17 protein-coding genes and 1 pseudogene are annotated in these 17,191 nt (G+C 71.8%); 6 read left to right on the top strand and 12 right to left on the bottom strand.

Annotated features, from left to right (window positions below):
* Positions 1-8: 8 nt before the first annotated feature.
* Positions 9-3,041, top strand: a complete 3,033-nt coding sequence (locus tag QMG73_RS28395; RefSeq protein ID WP_281900666.1) for an NACHT domain-containing protein — start codon at positions 9-11, stop codon at positions 3,039-3,041.
* Here the strand turns inward: QMG73_RS28395 and truB are convergent.
* A complete protein-coding gene (gene truB / locus QMG73_RS28390) occupies positions 3,031-3,906 on the bottom strand; it encodes a tRNA pseudouridine(55) synthase TruB (protein ID WP_281900665.1) in 876 nt (291 codons plus the stop codon). The two genes, QMG73_RS28395 and truB, sit on opposite strands and share 11 nt — an antisense overlap.
* A gap of 87 nt (positions 3,907-3,993) precedes the next feature.
* Here truB and QMG73_RS28385 point away from each other — a divergent pair, with 87 nt between their 5' ends.
* Together QMG73_RS28385 and QMG73_RS28380 are read left to right on the top strand one after the other, a co-directional pair.
* On the top strand, positions 3,994-4,404 hold the full coding sequence (locus tag QMG73_RS28385; protein ID WP_281900663.1) for a type II toxin-antitoxin system RelE/ParE family toxin: 411 nt from the start codon (positions 3,994-3,996) through the stop codon (positions 4,402-4,404).
* Positions 4,361-4,699 (top strand): XRE family transcriptional regulator, encoded by a 339-nt coding sequence (locus QMG73_RS28380; RefSeq protein WP_281900661.1) that lies wholly within the window; start codon positions 4,361-4,363, stop codon positions 4,697-4,699. The genes QMG73_RS28385 and QMG73_RS28380 overlap by 44 nt, the downstream gene beginning before the upstream one ends.
* A gap of 11 nt (positions 4,700-4,710) precedes the next feature.
* Here the strand turns inward: QMG73_RS28380 and QMG73_RS28375 are convergent, their stop codons facing one another.
* Complete coding sequence (locus QMG73_RS28375) at positions 4,711-6,012, bottom strand: MATE family efflux transporter (RefSeq protein ID WP_281900659.1); 1,302 nt, start codon at positions 6,010-6,012, stop codon at positions 4,711-4,713.
* A gap of 104 nt (positions 6,013-6,116) precedes the next feature.
* Here QMG73_RS28375 and QMG73_RS28370 point away from each other — a divergent pair, with 104 nt between their 5' ends.
* Positions 6,117-7,592 (top strand): plasmid pRiA4b ORF-3 family protein, encoded by a 1,476-nt coding sequence (locus QMG73_RS28370; protein ID WP_281900658.1) that lies wholly within the window; start codon positions 6,117-6,119, stop codon positions 7,590-7,592.
* Here QMG73_RS28370 and QMG73_RS28365 read toward each other — a convergent pair.
* The 10 genes and pseudogenes from QMG73_RS28365 to rimP form a co-directional block, all read right to left on the bottom strand.
* Entirely contained in the window at positions 7,576-8,004 is a 429-nt protein-coding gene (locus QMG73_RS28365; RefSeq protein WP_281900656.1) for a hypothetical protein, read from the bottom strand. The genes QMG73_RS28370 and QMG73_RS28365 overlap by 17 nt on opposite strands.
* A gap of 370 nt (positions 8,005-8,374) precedes the next feature.
* A complete protein-coding gene (locus tag QMG73_RS28360; protein ID WP_281900870.1) occupies positions 8,375-8,548 on the bottom strand; it encodes a DUF6186 family protein in 174 nt (57 codons plus the stop codon).
* 41 nt (positions 8,549-8,589) lie between these two features.
* Positions 8,590-9,000, bottom strand: coding sequence for a hypothetical protein (locus tag QMG73_RS28355; protein WP_281900654.1), 411 nt, complete (start codon positions 8,998-9,000; stop codon positions 8,590-8,592).
* A gap of 18 nt (positions 9,001-9,018) precedes the next feature.
* Positions 9,019-10,062 (bottom strand): DHH family phosphoesterase, encoded by a 1,044-nt coding sequence (locus QMG73_RS28350; protein WP_281900653.1) that lies wholly within the window; start codon positions 10,060-10,062, stop codon positions 9,019-9,021.
* The gene (gene rbfA / locus QMG73_RS28345) at positions 10,059-10,517 is read right to left on the bottom strand and encodes a 30S ribosome-binding factor RbfA (protein WP_281900651.1); all 459 of its coding nucleotides are present in this window, start codon (positions 10,515-10,517) and stop codon (positions 10,059-10,061) included. The genes QMG73_RS28350 and rbfA overlap by 4 nt, the downstream gene beginning before the upstream one ends.
* A 71-nt stretch (positions 10,518-10,588) precedes the next feature.
* Complete coding sequence (locus tag QMG73_RS28340) at positions 10,589-10,882, bottom strand: DUF503 domain-containing protein (RefSeq protein ID WP_281900650.1); 294 nt, start codon at positions 10,880-10,882, stop codon at positions 10,589-10,591.
* Between the two features lie 72 nt (positions 10,883-10,954).
* Positions 10,955-14,002, bottom strand: coding sequence for a translation initiation factor IF-2 (gene infB / locus QMG73_RS28335; protein ID WP_281900648.1), 3,048 nt, complete (start codon positions 14,000-14,002; stop codon positions 10,955-10,957).
* A 93-nt stretch (positions 14,003-14,095) separates the two neighbouring features.
* A pseudogene (locus QMG73_RS28330) lies at positions 14,096-14,432 on the bottom strand (YlxR family protein).
* Between the two features lie 14 nt (positions 14,433-14,446).
* Positions 14,447-15,499: a transcription termination factor NusA gene (gene nusA / locus QMG73_RS28325; RefSeq protein WP_281900645.1), complete on the bottom strand. Its 1,053-nt coding sequence runs from the start codon at positions 15,497-15,499 to the stop codon at positions 14,447-14,449.
* Complete coding sequence (gene rimP / locus QMG73_RS28320) at positions 15,496-16,050, bottom strand: ribosome maturation factor RimP (RefSeq protein ID WP_281900643.1); 555 nt, start codon at positions 16,048-16,050, stop codon at positions 15,496-15,498. The genes nusA and rimP overlap by 4 nt, the downstream gene beginning before the upstream one ends.
* Positions 16,051-16,291: 241 nt before the next feature.
* Here rimP and QMG73_RS28315 point away from each other — a divergent pair, with 241 nt between their 5' ends.
* Together QMG73_RS28315 and QMG73_RS28310 are read left to right on the top strand one after the other, a co-directional pair.
* Positions 16,292-16,705 carry a hypothetical protein gene (locus QMG73_RS28315; RefSeq protein ID WP_281900869.1) on the top strand — a complete coding sequence of 138 codons (414 nt, stop codon included), beginning with the start codon at positions 16,292-16,294 and terminating at the stop codon, positions 16,703-16,705.
* A 27-nt stretch (positions 16,706-16,732) separates the two neighbouring features.
* A complete protein-coding gene (locus tag QMG73_RS28310; protein ID WP_281900641.1) occupies positions 16,733-17,149 on the top strand; it encodes a ferritin-like domain-containing protein in 417 nt (138 codons plus the stop codon).
* The last annotated feature ends 42 nt before the right edge of the window (positions 17,150-17,191 follow it).

Raw genomic sequence — 17,191 nt, 5'->3', positions numbered from 1 at the left:
CTCGGCGCGTGCCAGGGCTTGAGGTGGCCGCGATCACACTCGGCGCGGCGGTGGTGAGAGCGGCGTTCGGTGTCTGGTTCGGCGACGCGAAGCTCGTTTCCGAGGTCGGCGGCAGCGCGATCGACCTGGCCGCGCAGAAGCTCACCAGCGAGCGCGAACGGCGCCGGCTCCAGCGGGTACGGGACGAGACCGCCGACCTCGTCGCCGACCGGGTGCAGCCGCTGGTGGAGCGGGAGTTCGGCGACCTGCCGGAGCACGAGCGGCGGGCCGCGGTCGACGCCGTGCGTGACACCTTCGAGGCGGCCACCCTCACCGAAGACGACCTGTTCAAGCAGGATCTGGACGCCGGTTACCTCGACCGGTACCTGCGCTCGCAGGACCCGGACCGCACGGCGCGCGCGGGGCTCGGCGACGGTGGTGTCCGGCTCTACGACCTGGTGCTGCGGGAGTGCTCGGCGTACACGATCGAGGTGGCCCGCACGCTGCCCGGCGCCGGCATCGCGGGCCTGGCCGAGCTGCTGCGCCGCGATCGCCAGATCATCGACGACGTGGCGGAAGTGCTGGCGCGGCTGCCCGAGCGCCGCGGCGTCGAGGATTTCGAACGCGACTATCGCCAGCTCGTCGCCAACCGGCTCGACCGGGTCGAGTTCTTCGGCGCGACGCTCAGCGAGTCCAGCCGGCGGTACCCGCTCTCCGTCGCCTATCTGAGCCTGACCGCGCGCGAGGCCGTCGAGGGCGCGGCTCCCGTGGAGCGCGTGCTGGCCCGCTCCGACCGGATCTTCGTACGCGGCCAGGCCGGCATCGGCAAGACGACGCTGCTGCACTGGATCGCGGTGCGGGCCGCGCGGGACGCGGACGGCGGCGCGGTGCCCTTCTTCCTGCCGCTGCGCCGGTACGCCACCGCGACTCTGCCCGCACCCGAAGACTTCCTCAACGAGGTGGGCCGGCACATCGCCGAGGAGATGCCGCCCGGCTGGGTGCAGCGCCAGCTCCGGACGCGGGGTGGGGCGATCGTGCTCGTCGACGGCGTCGACGAGCTGGCCGAGGAGCGGCGTGACGAGGTGCGCCGGTGGCTGCGCGACCTGATCGACGCGTTCCCGCACGCTCGGTACGTGGTCACGTCCCGCCCGGCCGCGGCGCCGCACGACTGGCTCGACAACGACGGCTTCCTCCCGGCCGAGCTGGAGCCGATGACGCCCGCACAGGTGCGGATCTTCGTGGGCCGCTGGCACGAGGCGATGCGCAGCGGCTGCCGCACCGAGCCCGACCGCGACGAGGTCACCGAGCAGGAACGCCGCCTGCTCGCCGCCCTGGACCAGCACCGCCACCTGCGCCAGCTCGCCGGGTACCCGCTGCTGTGCGCGCTGCTCTGCGCCCTGCACCGGGACCGGCGCGGCCAGCTCCCCGGCAACCGCATGGAGCTGTACGAGGTGGCGCTGCACATGCTGCTGGAGCGCCGCGACCGCGAACGCCGCATCGACGCGCGGCCCGCGCTCGGCCGCACCGAGCAGACGCTGCTGCTGTGCGACCTCGCGTACTGGCTGATCCGCAACGGGTGGTCCGACGCCGCCCGCGCCGACGCGGTCGGCCGGATCGCCGCGAAACTCCGGGCCATGCCGCAGGTCACGGCCGCGCCGGATCAGGTTTATCGGGTACTGCTCGAACGCAGCGGCCTGCTCAGGGAGCAGGTCGCCGAGCGGGTCGACTTCGTGCACCGCTCCTTCCAGGAGTACCTGGCCGCCAAGCAGGCGGTCGACGAGGGCGACTTCGGGGTGCTGACGGCGCACGCGCACCTGCCCGCGTGGCACGAGGTGGTGGTGATGGCCGCCGGCCACGCCAGCGCGAGCGCCCGCGACACCCTGCTGTACGGGCTGCTCGACCGCGGCGCCGCCGACACCGATCGCACACACCGCGACCTGCTGCGGTTGATCGCCCTGGCCTGCCTGGAGACCTCACCGGAGCGCGGACCCGAGCTGGAAGCGGCGATCCGGAAGGCCACCGTCAACCTTCTCCCGCCACGCACGGAGGCCGCGGCCATGGCGCTGGGCCGGGCCGGACCGTTCGCACTCGACCTGCTGATCGCGGCGCCCGTCCCGCCCAACGAGTACGCGCGGGTCCTCACCGTCAAAGCCGCCGCGGCGACCGCCGATCCCGCCGCGCTCCCGCTGCTCGCCAGGCTGGGCGGCGACTCCCGGCTCGCCGTCGTCGACGCCCTGACCCAGGCGTGGCCGCGCTTCGACCCCGATGACTACGCCCGGATCGTGCTCCGCGATTCGCCGCTGCGCGCCGGTGAGCTGGTGGTCGACGACCGCGGCCTGCTGCCCACGCTGCGGCACCTGCGCCGGCTCCGGTACCTGACGGTGTCGTCGCTCGACCTGGAACCGGTCGACCTCGGGTTCGTGCGAGACCTGACCAGCCTGCGGCACCTGTCGGTGTCCAACTGCGCCGACGCCGGCCCGCTCGCGAGCTGTGCCCTCGACAGCCTTCGCGTCACCTCTGCCAGCCGCACGCTCGATCTCGCGCCGATCGCGCGCATGCCGCAGCTCACGCAGCTCGACGTGCGCGGCGAGGTGTCCAACGGTCAGTTGCTGGCCGAGCTCGACCTGTCGATCCTGGGCATGGAGGCGGGGCCGTTCTACCGGACCGGCACCCTGGAGTGGCCGCGCCTGCGGCGGCTGTCGCTGTACCGGGCGGGCGACATGGCGCCGCTGGCACAGGTGCGGCTGCCGCGGCTGACGCGGCTCGACCTCACCGTCGAGGGGATGGGCACCACCCTGGAGCTGCCGGTGGCGCCCGCCCTGGAGCACCTGTGTGTCCACTTTGGAGAGCCGCCCGATCTGTCGGCGCTCGCCGGCACCGAGGTACCGATGATCGAGCTGCACCACCACGGGCGTGACCCGCTCGACCTGGGGCCGCTGGCCGGGGTCGCCGGGGTGATCGTCAACGTGTACCGGCGGCAGGCGCGGGTGCTCGGCGAAAACGACCTCGGCGAGGGCAGCACAGTGCGCAGTGCCTGGGACGACAGCCCCACTACCCGGTGAAGACCACCTCGGGCCGGGCCTTCCCGTCCCGCTCGCTCACCACCGCCAGGAGACCGCCGTCCGGGGCGAACACCGCGTACGGCCCGTCGATGCCGACCGTCGATAGTGGACCGCCGTGCGACAGCGTCTTCGCCTCGACAGGGTCGGCCTCGCGGGTGGCGAAGAACCGCCGTGCCGCACCGGCGAGCGGCAGGTTGACCACGTCGGGCGCGACCTTCTCCAACTCGTCCAACGTGGACGCCTCGGCCAGCGTGAAGCCACCAACCGTCGTACGCCGCAGCGCGGTCAGGTGCCCGCCGACGCCCAGCGCGGCACCGAGGTCGCGGGCGATCGCGCGCACGTAGGTGCCCGACGAGCACTCCAGATCGACGTCGACGTCAACGGTCTCCCCGGCTCGCCGGATCGCCAGCACGTCGAGGCGCGACACCGTGACCCGGCGCGCGGCAAGCTCGACCTGCTCCCCCTCGCGTACCCGCTTGTAGGCCCGCTTGCCGTCGATCTTGATCGCGCTCACGGCGCTGGGCACCTGGTCGATCTCACCGGTGAGGGCGGCAAGCCCTTCACGTACCGCATCATCGGTGACGTGACCGGCCGGCGCGGTCGCGACCACCTCGCCCTCGGCGTCGTCCGTGACCGTGCTCTGCCCGAGCCGGATCGTCGCCGCGTACCCCTTCGCCGACCCGATCACGTAGGTGAGCAGCCGCGTCGCCCGGCCAACCCCGATCACGAGCACGCCCGTGGCCATCGGGTCGAGCGTCCCCCCATGCCCGACCCGCCGCGTCCGCGCCAACCGCCGCACCCGCGCCACCACATCGTGCGACGTCATCCCCGGCGCCTTGTCCACCACCACAAGCCCATCACTCACCCCCTCACCCTCTCAGACCGGGACAGCGAACAACAACCTAGGCAACATATGCTGTCAGCGTTATAGTGAGAGAGGTGAGGATCGCGAATGAGTTGGCTCATCGTCGTCGTAGAACCGGCGCGCTCGTGGCTGCATTCGCTACGCCGCACCGACCGCCGGACGCTCCAACTCGTCAGCCAGGCTCTCGAAGCGCTCAGCATCGAAGGCCCGGCGTTGGGACGCCCGCTGGTCGACAGCGTGACGGGTTCGTCGCTGTCAAACCTCAAGGAGCTCCGGCCCGGCTCCTCGGGGGCAAGCAAGGTCCGGTTGCTGTTCGTCTTCGACCCGGAACGACACGCGGTAATCCTGGTCGGCGGCGACAAGGCCGGAAAGTGGCGCAGCTGGTATCGCAGCGCGATACCGCTGGCCGAGGCGGCGTACGCGGAACATCTGAAGCGGATGGAGGGAGGGGCAGATGAACGACCACCTGCGGGATCCGGACGCCCGGACATGGGGTGACATGAAGGCCGAGCTCGGCTTCACCGAGGCCGAGCTGGAGGAGATCGGCGAGGGCGCGCAGCGGCTGATCGCCGAGTCACGCGCCTACCGGCTGGCCGAGGTTCGCCGCCGCCAGCGCACGACGCAGGTCGAAGTGGCCAAGGCGATGGGAGTCACCCAGGCCCGGGTGTCGCGCATCGAAAAAGGCCAGATCTCGCGGAGCGAGGTCGACACCCTCGCCGCCTACGTGCAGGCGTTGGGCGGCAAGCTGAAGATCGTGGCCGATTTCGGCGACGAGTCGTACGTCCTGGCCTGAGAAAGGCGGGTTCAGCGGACGGCGCCTGCTATTGCCCAGGCGCCGGAGCGGAGGCGGGTGAGGAGGGTGGCCAGGCGGAGCACGATGAAGAGCGCCAACCCAGCCCAGATCCCGCCAAGGCCAGCCTCCAGCGCGTACGCCAGCCAGATCGCCGGCAGGAACCCACCCACGGCCGCCACGATCGTCGCGTTGCGTAGGAATCGGGCGTCGCCGGCGCCGATCAGCACGCCGTCGAGCGCGTACACGACGCCCGCGAGCGGCAGCAGCCCCACGAACCACGGCCACGCGACCATCGCCTGCTCGTGCACGGCCGGGTCGGAGCTGAACCATCCTGGCACCACACCAGCACCCGCCCCGACCAGGATCGCGAACCCGACCCCGCAGACGCCGCCCATCACCGCGATCCGGCGTCCCAGGTCGCGCGCTTCGGCCTCCTGTCCGGCGCCGAGGGCTGCGCCGACCAGCGACTGAGCGGCGATGGCGACCGCGTCCAGGGCGAGCGCGCAGAAGAACCACAGCTGGAGAGTGATCTGGTGAGCGGCCACCACGGCGGTGCCGAAGCGCGCCGCGACAGCGGTGGCCGACAGGAAGCTGGCCTGAAACGCCGCGCCCCTGATCAGCAGGTCGCGCCCGAGCATCACCTGCTGGCGCATCATCGCGGGCTGCGGCCGCAGCGGCACCCCCTCGACGACGATCGCCCGCACGAACAGCACACCGGACACGGTCTGCGCGACCGCGTTGGCGACCGCCGACCCGTGCAGGCCCATGCCCAGCGGATACACGAGCACCGGGCACAGCGCGGCCGAGAGCACGTTGGCACCGAGCACGTAGCGCAGCGGGCGGCGGGTGTCCTGCACCCCGCGCATCCAGCCGTTGCCCGCGGCGGCGAGGAGCAGACCAGGGGCGCCCAGCGCCGCGATCCGCAACCATTGCGCGGCCGCGCCAGCAACGTCGGATTCAGCTCCGGCGAGGGTACTGGCCAGCGGCCCGGCCGCCACCTGCATGGCCACCGCCAGAGCGACGCCCGCTCCCAGCGCCAGCCACGACGCCTGTACCCCTTCGGCCACCGCCGCGGCGCGATCGCCCGAGCCGTACCGGCGAGCGGCCCGCCCGGTGGTGCCGTACGCCATGATCGCGCCGAGCCACGCGGCGACCGACATGACGGTGCCCCCGATGGCGAGCGCCGCCAGCGGCAGCCTGCCGAGGTGACCGACGACCGCCGTGTCCACGAGCACGTACAGCGGCTCGGCGGCGAGCACCACGAGCGCGGGCAGCGCGAGGCTCGCGACGCGACGCAGGGAGTACTCGGACATCGCTCGCCATCCTGGCATCGCTCAGGTAATGACCACAAGCCCGTTGGATACTTACCACCGTCCCCTTGTCAGGCGGCGCACGCGTATCGGGCACACTGTGGCGAATGAGCCCTGTGAGCCGCGGCCGCAAGCGCGGCAAGAGGTCGACCGGCCGCTCCGAGCCACTCGCCGTCATCGCCCCACCCGCCGAGGACTGCGATTGCCCGGCCTGCAGCGGCGAAGATGTCGACCCGGATCAGATGATCGACGACATGGTCGGCACCGCGGCCAGCCTCCTCGACGAGGAAGACCCGATCGCGGCGGAACTGCTGGGCGCGATCATGACCGCCACGTTCGCGGTCGCCGCCGAAGACCTGGGTGAGGCGGCGCACGAGATCATCTTGAAGATCGCGGAGCGTGGGTCCCGCGAAGCACTGGCCTTGCTGCTGGCATTCGCCGCCGTGGCACAGGACTCGCTGGCCGAGTCCGCCATGGCAGGCGCCGACCAGATGCGAACAGCCGGCGTCACGCCACCGCCGTGGGCCGACGAGATCAACGCACCGGTGACGGCCACCGACTACAAGAGCCTTGCGGACAAGTCAGGCACCGCGTCCTTGCTGTCCTGCACCTTCCACCGCTCGGGGCACGCACACGGCCTGATCGTCATGGTCGACGAGGAGGACTGCGGCGCGGCCGCCGACATCCTGCTGCTCGACCCCGATCAGATCCCCGTCGTACTCAAGGCGGCGCAGGCGGGCAGCCGCCGGTCCCCCGAAGCCCTGGATCCGGCGGAGTTCCGCTGGCGGGTCGAAACGGCCCTGGACGCTCGCGCGGTACACGACGCCGAAAACGGTATCGACGAGGACGAGCCCCTGTACGACGAGGACGGCCCCGGGTACCTGCCCATGGCCACGCTCGTGCGGAAGCGGATGAGCGCACTCCCCGCGCCCACGAAGCCGCCCGCGCCGCACGGCGGTCAAGGGATTGGGCGCGGTGCGAGCCGCTCACGCGTGGCCAAGCTGCCCACGAAGCGCAAGAAGTCCATGGGTCCAGCGCCGATCTACCAGATCAAGGTGACCCTGAGCGGCGCGCGGCCGCCGATCTGGCGCCGGCTGGAGGTGCCGGGCGACATCAGCCTCCCCGTGCTCCACGATGTGCTTCAGATCGCGTTCGACTGGGACGACAGCCACATGCACGTCTTCGACACCCCGTACGGCCAGTTCGGCACGCCCGACGTCGAGCTCGGCCACCAGGCGGAGAGCCGGGTCACGCTGGAGCAGGTGGCGCCCGGCGCGGGCAGCGAAATCACGTACACGTACGACTTCGGCGACAACTGGGAACACGAGATCCTGGTCGAGAAGCTCGGCGAGCCCAAGCGCGGCGCCGTCTACCCGCGGTGCACGGGCGGCCGGCGTGCGGCGCCGCCCGACGACTGCGGCGGGGTGTGGGGATACGAGGGCCTGATGGAAGCGCTCGCCGATCCCACTCACGACGACCACGAAACCGCGATGGAGTGGATGGGTTTCGACGACCCGGCCGACTTCGATCCGGCCCGCTTCGACGCGGCCAAGGTGACCAGCGCCCTCACCGAGCAGCGCTGAGGCGCTCCATCGTGCGAGGTGCCCCGTCGCGGGCGATCTCCTCGGCCACCGAGTCGATGAGCGCCCGCGACTCACCCCAGCCGTGTGCCCGGCCGGCGTAGCGGGCGTACGGAGCGCGGGAGCGCGCGACCACCGTCCAGGGCATGCCGAAGGCGATCCGCACAAGCGTCGCCAGGGGCAACAGAAGCAGCAGGATCAACCATTCGGCGACGAGAATCACGCCCACGAGGACGATCGGCACGAGCAGCAACGCGACCGTCAGGCCAAGGCCAATCAGGAACGAGATCGGCTCGTCAGCGCCAACGGTCGCGAAGTCGTGGAACTCGCGATCGATCTTGCGGGCCCTGGGGCGCCAGGGAAGCCAGCGACGCCCGACCCACCAACGGCGCCCATCAGGGCCGTGGACTCTCATACCCCGGCATGGTGACAGGGCGGGGCAACGGGGCGGGGAGACTTACTGACGGGTGTCCATCGACGTCTGAAGAGCGCGGCGAGCCTGCTCGCGGGCCTCTTCAGTCGTCTCCGGCTTTGGCTTGCTCGCCATGAGACCGGGTCCTTCCAGGGTGCGTGCGGCGCGCCGGCGGCGCACCCGCACTGCGGGCGATTGAGCGTGACACCGACGGACAGCACTCCGGGATCGCCGGAGAGGTGGCCGGGGCGCCGGCCCGGGTCGGGTAGGACCCTGGAGGGCACAGCAACGGTCGTTCAGGAAACCAAGTTAGCGTTCAGTCAGGAGCCACCGCGCGTGGTTCCCGCGATACGGACCGGTAGTCTCAGGTTCATCAGCGTGCAAGGAAGTGCCAGCCGATCCACCACCAGAAGACGAGCAGCACGATCCGGCCCACTGGCACCCGCCCGACCTCGGCGCGCATCACGGCCCCACACACGTCGCCGAGCGTCGGGATGCGCGAACCCTCTCGCCGCGCCGCCCACTCCACCGCGACGAAGAGCCCCATAGCAAGCACGAACCCACCGATCGCGACCGCCCTGGTGAGACTCACCGCCGCACCAGCCCCCAGAACGCGGCCAACCAGCCGAAGTAGCCCACCGAGCGGACCACCTCGCGCTCCAGCAGCGGGTCGGCGAGCCGGGAGAACGTCGGATAGCTGTCGCTGGAGCCGAGCAGGAACGTGGCGCTCTCCAGTACACCGAAGACAGCGGCGGGCAGCAGCCACCACCACGCCGCGGAGGCCCGCCTTCCGATCAGCGGCCGCGCCGGCTGGCGTACCCAGCCTGCCAACCCCACCCAGACAAAGACCCCGCCGACGGCGAGGATGAAGAGATTGGCCTGGCGCGTAAAGCCCGGAAACTGACCACCGACCGCGGCGAGCGCGGCGAAGACCGGCACGGTGACCGCCGGGCGGTCCCAGGAACGTGGTGCCGGGACGGCGACGTCCTCCTCGACCATAGGTCGATTGTCGCCGGGCTATCCGCTGGAGTCGATACCCGCCAGCTCGGCCCGGATCGCGGCCATCACCTCGTCGATCGTGCCGCGCCCGGTGAACCCGGCCGCCAGCCGGTGCCCGCCGCCGCCCAGCGCCACGGCGACGCGGCTCACGTCGACCGCGCCCTTGCTGCGCATCGACACCGCCCACTCGTGCGGGCGAACCTGCTTGACCAGGCAGCTCACGTCGGCCTCGGCGGCGATGCGCACCGAGTCGATGAGCGCCTCCAGCACGTAGGGCTTCTGGTCGTACCGGGCGAGGTCGTCGAGGGTCGCGTACGTCCACGCCAAGCCGAGACCGCCGGCCACGTCCGGTTCGAGCTGGGCGCGCTGGAGCACGTCGCCGTACAGCCGGATCGCCCCGAACGGCCGGGTGTCGAAGATCCGCCGGGATATCTCACCGGGGCTGATGCCGGTGGCGATCAGCCGGGCGGCCATCTCGTGCACCGCGGGGGTGGTCATGTCGAAGCGGAACGAGCCGGTGTCGGTGGCCAGCGCCACGTACAGGCACTCGGCGATCTCCGCGTCGAGCGCCACGCCCAGCCGCGCCAGCAGCTGCTCGGCCACCACCGAGGTGGCGGCGGCCGTGGGGTCGATCAGGTTGATATAGCCGAAGCCGGGGTTGGAGGCGTGGTGGTCGAGCACGATCGAGGCGCCGGCCGTGTCGAGCCGGTCGACAAGCCCGCCGAGCCGTGAGGCGCTCGCCGCGTCGAAGCAGACCAGCAGATCCGGGTCGGGGTCGGCCTCTGCCTCCGGCACGAGCAGGTCGAGCCCCGGCAGCCCCCGGAACGGCGGCGGCACCTCGAACGGGCCCGGGAACGTGGCCTGTGACCGGAGCAGACCCAGCCGGCGCAGGCCCAGCGTGAAGCCCAGCATGCTGCCGAGCGCGTCACCGTCGGGGTTGACGTGGCAGACCAGCAGGACCCGGGCGTCGGACGGCAGGTCGCGTACCGCCGCGACCGCCGCCGCCCACTCAGCGGCGGACGGCCCCGACGTGTCGGCCGCCGGCTCGGCGAGCGTTGTCACCGTTCGTCCTCTTCGGTCGACTCGTCGGCCGACTCGTCGTCGTCTTCGCGGTACGGGTGGGCGTCGCCGGCGTACGTCTTGCCGGCCGCGATCCGCTGCACCTCGGCGTCGGCCATGCGGGCCTGGGCCAGCAGGTCGTCCATGTGCTTGGCGTGCTCCTGCACGTCGTCGTGGACGAACGTCAGCGTCGGCGAGTGCCGCAGCCCGAGCGCCTTGCCCACGGTGCTGCGCACCATGCCCTTGGCGCTGTCGAGCGCGGCGGCCGTGCCCGCTTGGGCGGCGGCGTCACCGAGGACCGTGTAGAACACCGTGGCGTCGCGCAGGTCGGCCGTGATCCGCGCGTCGGTGATCGTGATCATGCCAAGCCGCGGATCCTTGATCTGGGTACGCACCACCGACGCCACCAGCTCCCGCACACGCTCCGCGTGCCGGCGCACCTTGGCTGGGTCCGTCATCTCGTCACCTCCGCAGCACGGTTAACAACCCTGAACACTACCTGTGTGAGTACCCAGGTCCAGGGCCCTGCCTACTCATCGTCACCGTGTAGCCGGCGCCTGACGGAGAGCAATTCGAGCTCCGGCCGCCCGGCCACCGCCCGCTCGCACGAGTCGAGCACCTCGCCCACGTGGCGCGGCTCGGCGGCCACCACCGCGACGCCGATCTCGGCGCGGGCGTGGAGGTCGAGCGCACCCACCTCAGCCACCGACACCTCGAAACGGCGCAGCGCCGCAATGATCGGTCGCACGTAGGAACGCTTCTCCTTCAGCGACCGCGAGTCGCCAGGAAGCAGGACGTCGAAGACTGCCGTACCGGTATACACGGCGAGGAAATCTACGCGAACGCGGCCAGCTCCCGCCTGGAGGGGCGGGGTGGCCGCGTTCGCGTCGATCCGTCAGGCGCGCTTCTTCTCGCGCATCTCGAACGTCTCGATGACGTCACCAACCTGAAGGTTGTTGTAACCCTGCAGGGTCAGACCGCACTCGAAGCCCTCGCGGACCTCGGTCGCGTCGTCCTTGAACCTCTTCAGCGAGCTGATGGTGAGGTTGTCGGCGACCACGGCGCCATCGCGCAGGAGGCGCGCCTTGGCGTTGCGGCGCATGAGCCCCGACCGGACCAGACAGCCGGCGATGTTGCCGACCTTGGACGAGCGGAAGACATCGCGGATCTCCGCCGACCCGAGGTCGACCTCTTCGTACTCCGGCTTGAGCAGGCCCTTGAGCGCCGCGTCGATCTCCTCGATGGCCTGGTAGATGACCGTGTAGTACCGGATCTCCACGCCTTCGCGGTCGGCTATCTCGCGGACCTTGTTGGAGGCCCGCACGTTGAAGCCGATGATCGTCGCGGCCTCGGACGAGGCACTGGCGAGCATGACGTTGCTCTCGGTGATCGCACCGACACCCCGGTCGAGGATCTTGAGCTGTACCTCGTCCGGAATCTCGATCTTGAACAGCGCATCCTCCAGGGCCTCCACCGAACCGGAGACGTCACCCTTGAGGATGAGGTTGAGCGTGGTCTTCTCGCCTTCCTTGATCTGCTCAAGGAGGTTCTCGAGCGTGACCCGGGAACCACGGTTGGCGAAGCTGGCCGCGCGCCGCCGTGCCTGCCGCTGCTCGGCGATCTGCCGGACCGTGCGGTCGTCCGCGGCGGCGAGGAACGTGTCGCCCGCCCCCGGGACAGCCGTCAGGCCAAGCACCTGCACCGGACGAGCCGGACCGGCCTCGGAGACCGGCTGGAAATTCTCGTCCAGCATGGCCCGGACGCGGCCGTGCGCCCCACCGGCGACGATCGAGTCGCCGGCACGCAGGGTGCCCTTCTGGACCAGCACCGTAGCCACCGCGCCCCGACCCTTGTCGAGGTGCGCCTCGATCGCGACACCCTGGGCGGGGCCGTCGATCGGGGCGGTCAGTTCGAGCGACGCGTCGGCGGTCAGCAGGACGGCCTCGAGGAGCTCGTCGATGCCGATGCCCGGCTTGGCGGCCACGTTGACGAACATCGTGTCGCCGCCGTACTCCTCAGCCACCAGCCCGTACTCGGTGAGCTGCTGGCGCACCTTGTCGGGGTTGGCCTCCGGCTTGTCGACCTTGTTGACCGCGACCACGATCGGCACCTCGGCCGCCTTGGCGTGGTTCAACGCCTCGATCGTCTGAGGCATGACGCCGTCGTCGGCCGCCACGACCAGGATGACGATGTCGGTCACCTGGGCACCACGGGCACGCATGGCGGTGAACGCCTCGTGACCCGGGGTGTCGATGAAGGTGATCGCCCGCTCGTTGCCGTCGTGCTCCACCATGACCTGGTACGCACCGATGTGCTGGGTGATGCCGCCGGCCTCACCCGCGACCATGTTGGTCTTGCGGATCGCGTCGAGCAGCTTCGTCTTACCGTGGTCGACGTGGCCCATGACGGTCACGACCGGTGGCCGGCTGACCAGCCGGTCTTCGTCGACCGCCGCGTCGAGGTCGATGTTGAACTGCGCGAGCAGCTCGCGATCCTCGTCTTCGGGGCTGACGATCTGCACGTCGAACCCGAGGTGCTCACCGAGCAGCAGCAGGGTCTGGTCGGAGCACGACTGGGTGGCCGTGACCATCTCGCCCAGGTTGAACATCTCCTGGACGAGCGCGCCCGGGTTCGCGTTGATCTTGTCTGCGAAGTCCGAGAGCGAGGCACCCCGCGACAGGCGAATCGCCTGACCACTGCCGCGCGGAGCGCCAGAGCTCATGGTCGGCGCGGACAGATTGTCGAACTCTTGTCTGCGCTGCTTCTTCGACTTGCGACCACGGGTCGGCTTGCCACCCGGACGGCCGAAGGCGCCCGCGGCACCGCCGCCACGCCCGCGCCCGCCGCCACCGGGACGGCCACCGCCGCCGGCCGGCGCGCCCGGACCACCGCCGGGACCGCCGCGGTAACCACCGCCGCCGCCACCACCGGGACCGCCGCCGCCACCGGGACGGAAGCCACCGCCACCGCCGCCGCCACCGCCGGCACCGCCGCGGAAGCCACCGCCACCGCCGCCGCCACCGGGACGGAAGCCACCGCCACCGCCGGTGCGACCGCCGCCGCCACCGCCGCCACCGGGACCGCCACCGGGCCGGCCGGGGCCACCGCCACCGGGACGTCCCGGACGCTGGCTCGGCATGGACGCCGGGCTGGGCCGCGGCGGCATCGACGCCGGGCTCGGCCGCGGCGGCATCGACGCCGGGTTGGGCCGAGGCCCACCGGACGCTGCCGGACGCTGGCCGCTGGGCGTGATGCCGAACGGGTTGTTGCCACCGCTGCGACCACCCGGACGAGGGCCGGGCCGACCCTGGCCGGCGCCGGGCCCACCAGGACCACCGGGACCGGACGGACGGGCCGCCGGCGAACCGGGCCGCGGCGGGATCGCACCCGGGCCGGGCCTCGGCCGGGTGGCGCCGTCGGCCGGCGGCTCGCGCCGGGCGGTGTCGCGCTGCTGAGCAGCCTGCTGCGCGGCCTTGACCGCGGCCTCCTGCTCCTTCTTCAGTCGGGCCGCACGCTCCTCAGCCGCGGCGACCTCGATGTCGTGGGCACTGGCCGGTTTCGCCACCGGGGCCGGTGGTGGCGGCGCGGGCACCGGGCCACGCGGACGGCCGCCGCCCGCGGGAACCGCGGGTGCTGCCGGCGACGACGGTGCTGGTGGCGCCGATGGCGTCACCCGCCTCGGCGGTGCCGGTCGGGCCGAAACGCGGGCCGCGGCCGGCGCCGGGGCTGCCGGTGGGGCTGCCGGAGAGGCCGCCTCCCTCGGTGCCGCGGGCGCGCTGCCGCCCGCCGCGAACGCGCCACGCAGGCGGCGTGCGACGGGTGCCTCGACCGTGCTGGATGCGGACTTGACGAACTCGCCCATCTCTTTCAACTTGGCGAGAACGGTCTTACTTTCGACCCCGAGCTCTTTCGCAAGCTCGTGTACGCGGGCCTTGCCTGCCACTGCACTCCTCACTCCGAGGTCGTGCGGGCGGCACCCGCAGCGACCTCACTCCTGCACTTGAAGCCTGGTCATTTCAGCGACTTCATCGTGTGCTCATGTCGGTCGTCCTACCTTGCTCTGTCTGCGACCCTCGCCCGACCTGGTGGCCGGTCGTAGTGGTTACCGCACGGAGGTGCTCGGCCAACGCACCGGTGTCAAGGACCCCGGTGACGCGAAGCGCCCTGCCAAAGGCACGACGCCGCTCCGCCAGCGCGAAGCAAGCCGGATCAGGATGCACATGTGCTCCCCGACCCGGCAGTCTACGGGTCGAATCGGGCATGAGGCTGTGGCCAGCCTCACTGGCGACCGCGACAACCCGCAGCAACTCAGCGGCCGGCGCACGCTGCCGGCAACCCACACAAGTACGTACCGGCCGCGCACGTCGTACCAAAGGAAAGTCTACCCCTAAGCCTCGGCGACCGCTCCGCCTGGTTCGGTCGCGTGATCATTACCGCCGTGCCGCGGCGCACCGGCCGCCGGCGCCTGGTCGGTATCGGGCCGGATGTCGATCCGCCAACCGGTGAGGCGGGCGGCGAGGCGGGCGTTCTGCCCCTCCCTGCCGATCGCCAGGGAGAGCTGGAAGTCCGGGACCGTCACCCGGGCCGTGCGGGACGCCGCGTCGACGACCTCGACGCGCAGCGCCTTGGCCGGCGAGAGCGCGTTGCCGACGAACGCGGCGGGATCGTCCGACCAGTCGATGATGTCGATCTTCTCGCCGTGCAGCTCGCTCATGACGGCGCGCACCCGCTGGCCCATCGGCCCGATGCACGCGCCCTTCGCGTTGACGCCGGGCGCCGTCGACCGGACAGCGATCTTGGTACGGTGGCCCGCCTCACGGGCGATCGCGGCGATCTCGACCGTGCCGTCGGCGATCTCCGGTACCTCCAGCGCGAAGAGCTTCTTGACGAGGTTCGGATGCGACCGCGAGAGGGTGATCTGCGGCCCGCGGAATCCCTTCGCGACGTGTACCACGACGCACCGGATGCGCTGGCCGTGCGCGTAGATCTCGCCGGGCACCTGCTCGGAGTGCGGCAGTACCGCCTCCAGCTTGCCCAGGTCGACGGTGACGATGCCCTTCTCGGCGCGTGCCTCGTGCGCCTGCACGACACCGGTCACCAGGTCGCCGTCGCGCCCGACGTACTCCCCGAAGTGCACCTCGTCGGTGGCCTCCCGCAGTCGCTGGAGGATCACCTGCTTGGCGGTCATCGCGGCGATGCGGCCGAAGTCGTGCGGGGTGTCGTCCCACTCCCGGACGACATCGCCGTCAGCGTCGAACTCCTGCGCGTACACCAGGGCCGCGCCGGTCTTGCGGTCGATCTCCACCCGGGCGTGCGGCTGGGCGCCCTCGGTGTGGCGGTATGCGGTCAGCAGCGCTGTCTCGATGGCCGCGAGGATCGTGTCGAACGGGATCTCCCGCTCGCGCTCCAAGGCGCGCAGGGCCGCGAGGTCGATGTTCACCTCTCGTCGTCCTCCTCGATCTCGTCGTCATCATCGATCTCGTCGTCTTCATCGCCGCCACGGCTGAACTCGACCTCGATCCGTCCCGGACCGAGGTCGGCGTACGCCGTCTCGTGATGGACGCCGTCTACGTCCAGGACTACACCGGCGTCGTCGGCCGCGACGATCCGGCCGGTCAGCGAGCGGCCGGCGGCGGTCACCTTGACCAGCCGGCCCGTGTTCCGGCGCCAGTGCCGGGGAAGGCTCAGCGGCCGGCTGACCCCACGGGAGCCGACCTCCAACTCGTACTCGCCCGGCAGCAGGTCGCCCTCGGCCTCCTCGGCCGCGTCGAGGGCGGCGGACATCGCCCGGGACACGTCAGCGATCGCGTCGAGGCTCACCCCGCCGTCGCCGTCGATGGCAACCCGTACGACGTGGCGCCGGCCCACTCGGGAGACGGCGAACTCCTCCAGGTCGTACCCGGCCGCGGCGACCACGGGCTCGACGACGGCGCGCACGCGGTCGGCCGAGACTCGTGGCGGTACGCGGGTGGTGCGGCCACGCTCCGTCATCTCCGCACCCCTTAACCTCGGTGAAGCCCCTGTCAGCAGCCACGGCTTCGTGCCACCGGACCCACGCGCCCGGTGGCTGCGCAGAGCGTAACGCGCCGGCGCACCTTCGGAGCGGCCGGCGCACCGACTGGTCCGGGTACGGCAGACTTGGCCGGTGCAGAGCTGGCCGAATGATCGACCGCGCGCCGCCTACCGGCCGGAGCGCCGGGGCGTGCTGCGCGCCACCCTTCTGGCGGTGGCCGTGGCCCCGCTGGCGGGCTGTGACCTCTTCGAATCCGAGCCGGAGCCGGTGGCCAGCCCGGACCCGCTCGCCCCGCTGCTCGCCGGGACGCTCGACCTCGCCGCGCGGCACGAGGCGGCCATCGCCGCGTACCCCGAACTGGCCGGCCGCCTGACCCCGGTACTGGAAGCGCACCGCCAGCACGCGGCCGATCTGGCCAAGCTGACGGGAGCCGCGACGCCGTCTCCGGCAGCGACCACGCCAGCGGCGACACCCGCGGGTGACGTCAAGGCCACCCTCGCCGCCCTGCGCACGGCCGAGCAGCAGGGCCAGAAGAGCGCCGCCGACGCCTGCCTCGCCGCGCCCGCCGAACGGGCCGCCCTGCTCGGCTCGATCTCCGCCGCCCGCGCCACCCATCTGGAAGTGGTCCGATGAAGCACCGCACCTCCGCAGGGGGCACGCATGACCACCTTGGCTGACGCGCTGGCCGCCGAGCACGCCGCGATCTACGCGTACGGGCCGATCGGGGCGCGCCTCACGGCCGCCGCCGTCACCGCCGCCCGCTCGGCCGAGGCGGCGCACCGGTCCCGGCGGGACGCGCTGATCCTCAAGCTGACGGGCGAGGGTGCGACGCCGGCACCGGCCGCGCCCGCGTACACGCTGCCCTTTCCGGTCACCGACCAGGCGAGCGCCCTCCGCCTCGCCGTGGAGATCGAGGATCGGACGGCGGCGGTCTGGCGGGGCTGCCTGCCGACCACGACCGGCACCGACCGGGCGACGGCGCTGGCGGGCCTGACCGACGCGGCGGTCCGCGCGACTCGCTGGCGCCGCGCCGCGGCCCTGACCCCCGCCACCGTCCCCTACCCGGGCCGCCCCTGACCACAGGAAACTTGCTTGCGGCATACCGAGTATGCATACTCG

This window comes from Phytohabitans aurantiacus, from assembly GCF_027923225.1.
Classification (GTDB): Bacteria; Actinomycetota; Actinomycetes; order Mycobacteriales; family Micromonosporaceae; genus Phytohabitans; species Phytohabitans aurantiacus.
Note: the sequence above shows the minus strand (reverse complement) of the source record. Positions and strands in the feature narration are given on the sequence as shown.